Origin of the sequence: Phenylobacterium sp., from assembly GCF_035309685.1 — a bacterium.
Lineage (GTDB): Bacteria > Pseudomonadota > Alphaproteobacteria > Caulobacterales > Caulobacteraceae > Phenylobacterium.
This window is the reverse complement of sequence record NZ_DATGEX010000061.1, coordinates 39,990-46,390: the sequence shown is the minus strand read 5'-3', so window position 1 is coordinate 46,390 and position 6,401 is coordinate 39,990. Positions and strand designations below refer to the sequence as shown.

Annotated in this window: 6 protein-coding genes; 3 read left to right on the top strand and 3 right to left on the bottom strand. The window is 64.2% G+C overall.

Annotated elements, in window-relative coordinates; genetic code table 11:
- Together VKQ35_RS18655 and rimP are read right to left on the bottom strand one after the other, a co-directional pair.
- A partial coding sequence (locus VKQ35_RS18655; RefSeq protein WP_324364226.1) for a NusA N-terminal domain-containing protein occupies nucleotides 1-146 on the bottom strand: 146 nt, incomplete at its 3' end.
- 13 nt (nucleotides 147-159) lie between these two features.
- Entirely contained in the window at nucleotides 160-714 is a 555-nt protein-coding gene (gene rimP, locus VKQ35_RS18650; protein ID WP_324364221.1) for a ribosome maturation factor RimP, read from the bottom strand.
- 202 nt (nucleotides 715-916) lie between these two features.
- Here rimP and VKQ35_RS18645 point away from each other — a divergent pair, with 202 nt between their 5' ends.
- The gene (locus VKQ35_RS18645) at nucleotides 917-3,748 is read left to right on the top strand and encodes a metallophosphoesterase (protein ID WP_324364220.1); all 2,832 of its coding nucleotides are present in this window, start codon (nucleotides 917-919) and stop codon (nucleotides 3,746-3,748) included.
- Between the two features lie 142 nt (nucleotides 3,749-3,890).
- Complete coding sequence (gene ppa / locus VKQ35_RS18640; protein ID WP_324364219.1) at nucleotides 3,891-4,424, top strand: inorganic diphosphatase; 534 nt, start codon at nucleotides 3,891-3,893, stop codon at nucleotides 4,422-4,424.
- On the opposite strand, the gene trmB is transcribed toward ppa, so the two are convergent.
- Nucleotides 4,421-5,107 (bottom strand): tRNA (guanosine(46)-N7)-methyltransferase TrmB, encoded by a 687-nt coding sequence (gene trmB / locus VKQ35_RS18635; RefSeq protein WP_324364218.1) that lies wholly within the window; start codon nucleotides 5,105-5,107, stop codon nucleotides 4,421-4,423. The genes ppa and trmB overlap by 4 nt on opposite strands.
- A gap of 325 nt (nucleotides 5,108-5,432) precedes the next feature.
- Here trmB and VKQ35_RS18630 point away from each other — a divergent pair, with 325 nt between their 5' ends.
- Nucleotides 5,433-6,326, top strand: coding sequence for a PEPxxWA-CTERM sorting domain-containing protein (locus VKQ35_RS18630; protein WP_324364217.1), 894 nt, complete (start codon nucleotides 5,433-5,435; stop codon nucleotides 6,324-6,326).
- The last annotated feature ends 75 nt before the right edge of the window (nucleotides 6,327-6,401 follow it).

Here is a 6,401-nt window from a genome sequence, read left to right as displayed (position 1 = left end):
GCGCCGTAGCGGGCGCGGGCGCCCTTCTGGATCGCCTCTTCGATCGCCTCGATGACGATCTCGCGGTCGATGGACTTTTCGCGCGCGACCGCGTCGGCGATCTGCAGCAGCTCAAGCCGGTTGGCGGAAATGCCGGTGAGGCTCATGGGATTTTCCCTCTTACTCGGAAGTCGGTGATTGAGAATTGGATTCGGATTGCAGGCGCGCGGCGCGGACATCGGCGCCCCGCTTCATCAGTTCGTCGGTCAGCACCAGCTTGGCCTCGGCGATCCAGGCGAACGGGATCAGCGCGGTGTCGTCCTCGCCCTCGATATCGAAGGCCACCTGGCCCTCGTCGACGCCGGCCAACACGCCCTTGAAGCGCTTGCGGCCCTCGGCCAGGCGGTCGAGCTCGATGCGGGCCAGATGGCCCTCATAGGTCTCGAAATCGGCGAGCCGGGTCAGCGGCCGGTCGACGCCGGGGGACGAGACCTCCAGGGTATATTCCCCGGCGATCGGGTCGGCGGCGTCCATGATCTCGGAGATCGCGCGGCTCAGCCGCGCGCAGTCCTCGACGTTCATGTCCCCATCCACCGCCCGCTCGGCCATGATCTGCAGCCGCCGCACATGCTCGCCGCCCATCAGCCGCAGGCGAACGATGGCGTAGCCCGCCGCCTCGGCCACAGGGTCGAGCAGCTCCAACAGGTTCAGGTCTTCGGCGGTCTTCCCACGCATGGGCGTCAGGCCTGGCTCCGGCAAAGAAAAAAGCGGCCGGGCCGGAGCCCGCCGCTCGTAGCCGCCATACAGCGGAAACGGACGATGTTGAGGGGAATATAGAGTGCCGAGAGGGGTTTGTCAGCCCTTGTTGCGACTCGCGCAGCCGTTGACGGCTTCTCTTCGTCGCCACCATAGATAGCCTCCGCTTCGGAGGCGCTCCTTGCCTGTTCGCTGGTTACATCTATCCGACATCCACGAGAGCAAGCGTGACGGCCATCTGCGACGGCGCATGTACGCCAACATCTTAGAAGAGGTGAAGCGCCAGAACCCGCCGGACCTTGTCTTCCTGACGGGCGATCTGGCCTTCGCGGGAAAGGAAAGCGAATACCTCTCTCTTGAGTGCGATTTCATCGCGCCGCTGAAGGAGCTTCTTCCCCGCGAAACTCCGATCTTCATGGTCCCGGGGAACCACGACCTGGATCGCGAGCGCTCAACGAATCCTCGCGCTTGGTTCGAAAAACCGGGAGAGGCGGAACGCTTCCAGAGCACGGGCGACCAAGGGGCGATCTTTCGCAAAGACGTGCTGCTGCCGCGCTTTGCCGCCTATTCCGCGTTCGACCGCCGAACTTCAGCCTGGGGCTCAGCTTGGCTGGAGTCGGAGGCGGGATCGGTCTCCTGGTCACAAAAGATTGGTTCGACCCAGGTCGCCGTGGTCGGCCTGAACACGGCTTGGCTGAGCCACGACGATCACGACTGGGGAAAGCTGACGCCAGGCCGCCAGATGATCGATGCGGCGTTGTCGGCGGCCGACAAAGCCAACCCGGATTTGCTCTTCGTCCTCGGCCACCACCCGATCGAGGCGTTGGTCGGCGATGGCGACGATTCCGACGGACAACGCTTCCGCGAACGTCTCAAGCAGAAAAAGGCCATCTATCTGCACGGGCATCGTCACGCCACAGCAACTGGCCGCATCGGCTACGAAGCGCGGAGCGCCCTGACCATCCAGGCCCCCTCGGCCTACCAGGCGCATGACAAGCCGCGCTGGCGCAACGGTCTGATTTGGGCCGAGGCGCGGCCGGCAGAAGGTCGTGCGGTGCTGGAACCTCGCATCTGGAATGAGGAGACCAGCGAATACAATTGGGACATTGGGGCCGGCTACGAAGCTGATCAGATCAAGGGCCAGCAGGCGTTCGCTGTCGCTCTGCCCGGCTCCGCACCCCCGGTCTCGGTCGAGACGCCGATGTTCGCCGCTCCCGAAGGTTGGGAAATCGTCGACGGCGCCGATATTCAGAAGATCCGCGCGGACCCGCCCTCAAGGGAAATGATGGCGGCCTTTTTCGACGGCTTCAATCCGACCTGGCGTCTTGCGTTGGCCGAAAACGTCAAGCCACGCGCGATCATGGAAAGGCTCACGGCAAGGCTGCGTGTAGCGCATGGAGGCGCGAGCCGGCCAATCGTCTTGCTGCTGAGCGGCGCAGGCGGAGAAGGCAAATCGACCGCCGTGCTGCAGACCGCCGCCGACTTGCTCTGCGCTTCCGACCAGCACTGGATTTGCCTTCACAGGCATGCCGCCTTTGCCACCGCGCCACAAGATTTCCTCGCCAATCTGCCCATCCGGTCCGGCGTCGCGTGGCTGATCGCGGCCGACGATGCGGACAATATTGGCGAAGCTCTGATCCTCGCCCTCAAGTCACTTGGCCCAAGGACCGACGTGCATCTCCTGCTTGCCGCGCGCGATAGTGAGTGGCAGGCGAAGCACCTCGCGCCGGGTCGGTGGGCGCAGGTGGCCGATTTCCACGTGGAGACGCTTAGAGGCCTGAGCCTGCCAGATGCTCGGCGGATCGTCGAAGGATGGGCAGCCTGGGGCGACGACGCCATGGGTAAGCTTAAAGGCAGCGACGTAGAAACCGCATCGAAGACCTTGGTCGGGCTTGCTTACGATCTTGCGGCCCGTCCGCAGGAGGGCGCCTTGCTCGGCGCGCTGTTGGGCGCTCGTCATGGCGACGATATGCGAGGCCACGTTCGCAAGCTGCTGCTTGGATTGAGCCCTGAGCCCGTCGTCGGCAAGCGTAGCTTACGCGACATCTACGTCATGGTCGCGGCGATGCATGCCGAGAATCAACTCTATCTGACACACGCTGTGCTGGCTGGGGCAGCTGGTTGTGAGGTCAACGAGCTAGAGGCCAAGGCGCTCAGGGTGCTGAGGCGTGAGGCCATGCTCGATGCTGGCGACACCTACGTACTGACGCGCCATCGCCGGATCGCTGAGGAGGCCTGCGCGGTGTTGCGCGAGGAAAACTACGACATCGACCAGTGGTACCCTGTGCTGGCTCGGACAGCGCTTCGGAGATCCCTCGCTGGGCTACCAACGCCTGAAATTGGCGCGTGGCGGATTGAATTGCCGGAATACTTCGTCGGCGAAGAAGGTCGCTGGCCAGTCGCCCGAGAAATAGCCAAGGCGCTCTACGAGGCGGCCCCGGCAGATGTCCATAGAGCCGCAGTCTACTCATCGATCCTCCGGCGTACCGGCTGCCCGGCGCTCGCCATGCGGATGCTGAGGGACCGGATCGGAAAGCTTCCGGTCGATCGGGGCCTCTTCTACGAATGGAGCAGCGTCGCCGGCGCAATCGGCGAGGCTGGGATAGACGCATGGTCTGCCGGTAAGTCGTTGGCCGACGACAAGGAGCTCCTGAGCCCCAAACAATGCAAATTGTCATTGTCGGGCGCGGCCGCGGCATTCCGTTCGCTTTTCAAAATGCAAGCCGACCGCCGCTTTCTGGTCGCCGAGGTCGCTTGCGGGCGGCTCGGAATGGCGTTGGACGAACGAGACGACAAGGCCACCAGAATCTTCGAAGGCAGCATCAGGCTCGGAGTTCACCACGGGGTTCCCAAACTGAGTTCTGAAGTCTTGGTCGACGCAATCAGGTCGGCCGTTGTGCTTGGCTCTTATGAAATTGAAGCGCGTGAAGACCAGGCATTCTTCGAGGACGCCTTTGGCGACCCGGAGAACTTCTCCTATCGACAGCTTCTTGAGCTCACGCGGGCCGGGTAACCAGCGCGTCGGCGGTTTGTCGAGGTCATCCTCGATCTTAGTCGACGATGGCCTCGATGGCCGTGGGTGGCGCCTTCCCCCTCGAGCCGAGATGGTCCACACACCACGCGACCTCCCCTTGTGTGTCCGAAAGCCCCTCCTCATGGACCTCTCCAAGATCCCCGTCGGTGTGAACCCGCCCTATGACGTCAACGCCATCATCGAGATCCCGCAGGGGGGCGAGCCGGTGAAGTACGAGATCGACAAGGAGTCGGGGGCGCTCTTCGTCGACCGCTTCCTGCACACCGCGATGTTCTATCCGGGCAACTACGGCTTCATCCCGCACACGCTGGCCGACGACGGCGACCCGATGGACATCATGGTGGTGGGCCAGACCCCTGTCGTGCCGGGCGCGATCATCCGGGCGCGGCCGATCGGCACGCTGATGATGGTCGATGAGGCCGGGGGCGACGAGAAGGTGCTGGCGGTGCCGGTGGACGCGCTGCATCCGTTCTATACGGGCGTGGACTCGTGGCGATCGCTGCCGGGCATCCTCACCGAGCAGATCGCCCACTTCTTCCAGCACTACAAGGACCTGGAAAAGGGCAAGTCGGTGAAGATCACCGGCTGGGCCGAGCCGGAACAGACTGCCGACCTGATCCGCGCGGCGATCCAGCGCTACAAGGACGCGGGCTAAATCCGCACGAAATCCAGAAACACCGGCGCGCAGTCGCCCAGGCGCTTTTCCTCGTAGCGGGTGGTGATGTGGTCGGCCGGAGGGGCCCGCCAGTCGTCGGCGCGTTCGGCGGCCCAGCGGAAGTCCGGGCTGGCGGTGAACCGCTCAAGGCTCCAGTCCACGTAGTCGGCCCAGTCGCTGGCGAAGCGCAGGCGCCCGCCCGGCTTCAGCAGGCGTGCGAACTCCGCGACCGTCTCGGCCTGGACGATGCGGCGCTTGTTGTGGCGGCTCTTCGGCCAGGGGTCGGGGAACAGCACGAAGATCCGGTCCAGACAGGCGCTCGGCATCAGCGCCATCAGCTCGCGCGCGTCGCCGTCCAGCACGCGGACATTGGTCAACTGGGCTTCGTCGATGTGGCGCAGCGCGCTCGCCACCCCGTTCTGGAACGGCTCGGCCCCCAGGATCAAAAGCTCGGGGCGCCGTGCGGCCTGCGCGGCCATGTGCTCGCCGCCGCCGAAGCCGATCTCCAGCCAGACCTCGGCCCAATCCGGCGCCGCATCCGGCTTCAGCGTGCGCGGATCGAACGGCTCAGTCGGCGGCCGCAGGCTGGGCAGCAGGGTCTCCATCAGCGCCGCCTGCCGCGGCTTGATGGTGCGCGTCTTCAGACGGCCGTAGGAGCGCAGACGGGGCGTCTCAGGCGACATGGGCGCCGGCGTTGCGGGCTGCGTTCAAAACCTTGGTCTCCGTCGCCAGGCGGCGTCTTATAAGGGAATTATACCTCATCATAAAATACATCGCGCCATGGTTAATCATTATACATCCATTATACTATAATCGACGCGATTCTCCTGAAAAGAGAACGCAGTTGTATTGAGTCTTTTCTCCCCCATCATTGCGTCACAGCTTGGCACACGCCCTGCTGGCACGTTGGTTGCATCGCTGTCCTTGAGAGATTGGCGCACAAGACATCCCAGATGTCGCGTGGGTTCTACCCGGGGCGCCAGTATTGAAAGGATTGAGGGGGACATGATGAAGACCATTCTCCTGGCTTCGGCGGCCGTTCTGGTCATGGCCGCGCCGGCCAGCGCCGCGGTGACGTTCGACTATCTGTCGCTGACCACGGTCAACACGACGGCGGCCGCGGCGGGTAACGGATTGAACGCGGCGAGCTACACCTTCAGCAACGGGCATGCCTTTGCCGATGCGTTCAGCCTGCCGGGTTCGCCGCTGACGACGGACGCCACGGCCACCGTGACCGCGACCACCTCCCATCTGGTGGTGACGCCGGTGCACCATCCGGACACCTTCGCGCCGAGCGATATCCACCATCTGCACCCCATTCACCACCCCGACACCTTCATCACCACCACCACCACGGTGACGAACGCCGACGCGACCGCCACCGAAGGCGCGGTGGCGGCGTTCACCGACGCCGGCGACGCGACCTTCGCCTTCCTGGGCAACACCGTCGCCAACGTCTACACGGCGGGCTCGGCCGCCGACGTTTTCAACGGCGGCCAGAAGATCAGGTACGATTTCAGCATCGACCACACGTCTGTGCTGGATCTGACCTACGATCTGTCGGAGTCGTTCAACTTCCCGAACGCTCATAATTTCCTGAGCCTGACGGACCTGACGACCCACACGACCCTGTTTGCCGGCGCGCTCGGCAACAACACCGCCGGCGACCTCAATCTGCTGCTGGCGGGCAACCACCACTTCGATCTGACGGTGTTCTCGTCGCCGATGGACGATCGGGCGCTTCGGACGACCATCGGCCAGACGCTAGGGTCCCACGAGGAATTCTACAGCTGGGCGGTCAACGCGGTGCCGGAACCGGCGACCTGGGCGATGATGATCTTCGGGTTCGGCGGGGTCGGGGCGATCATGCGCCGCCGCCGCATCGCGCCCGCCATGGCCTGATCCAAGCGGCCTGAAGACAGCAAGCCGCCGCCGAGGGCTCCCTCGGCGGCGGTTTTTGTTTTGGACGCCGGACGC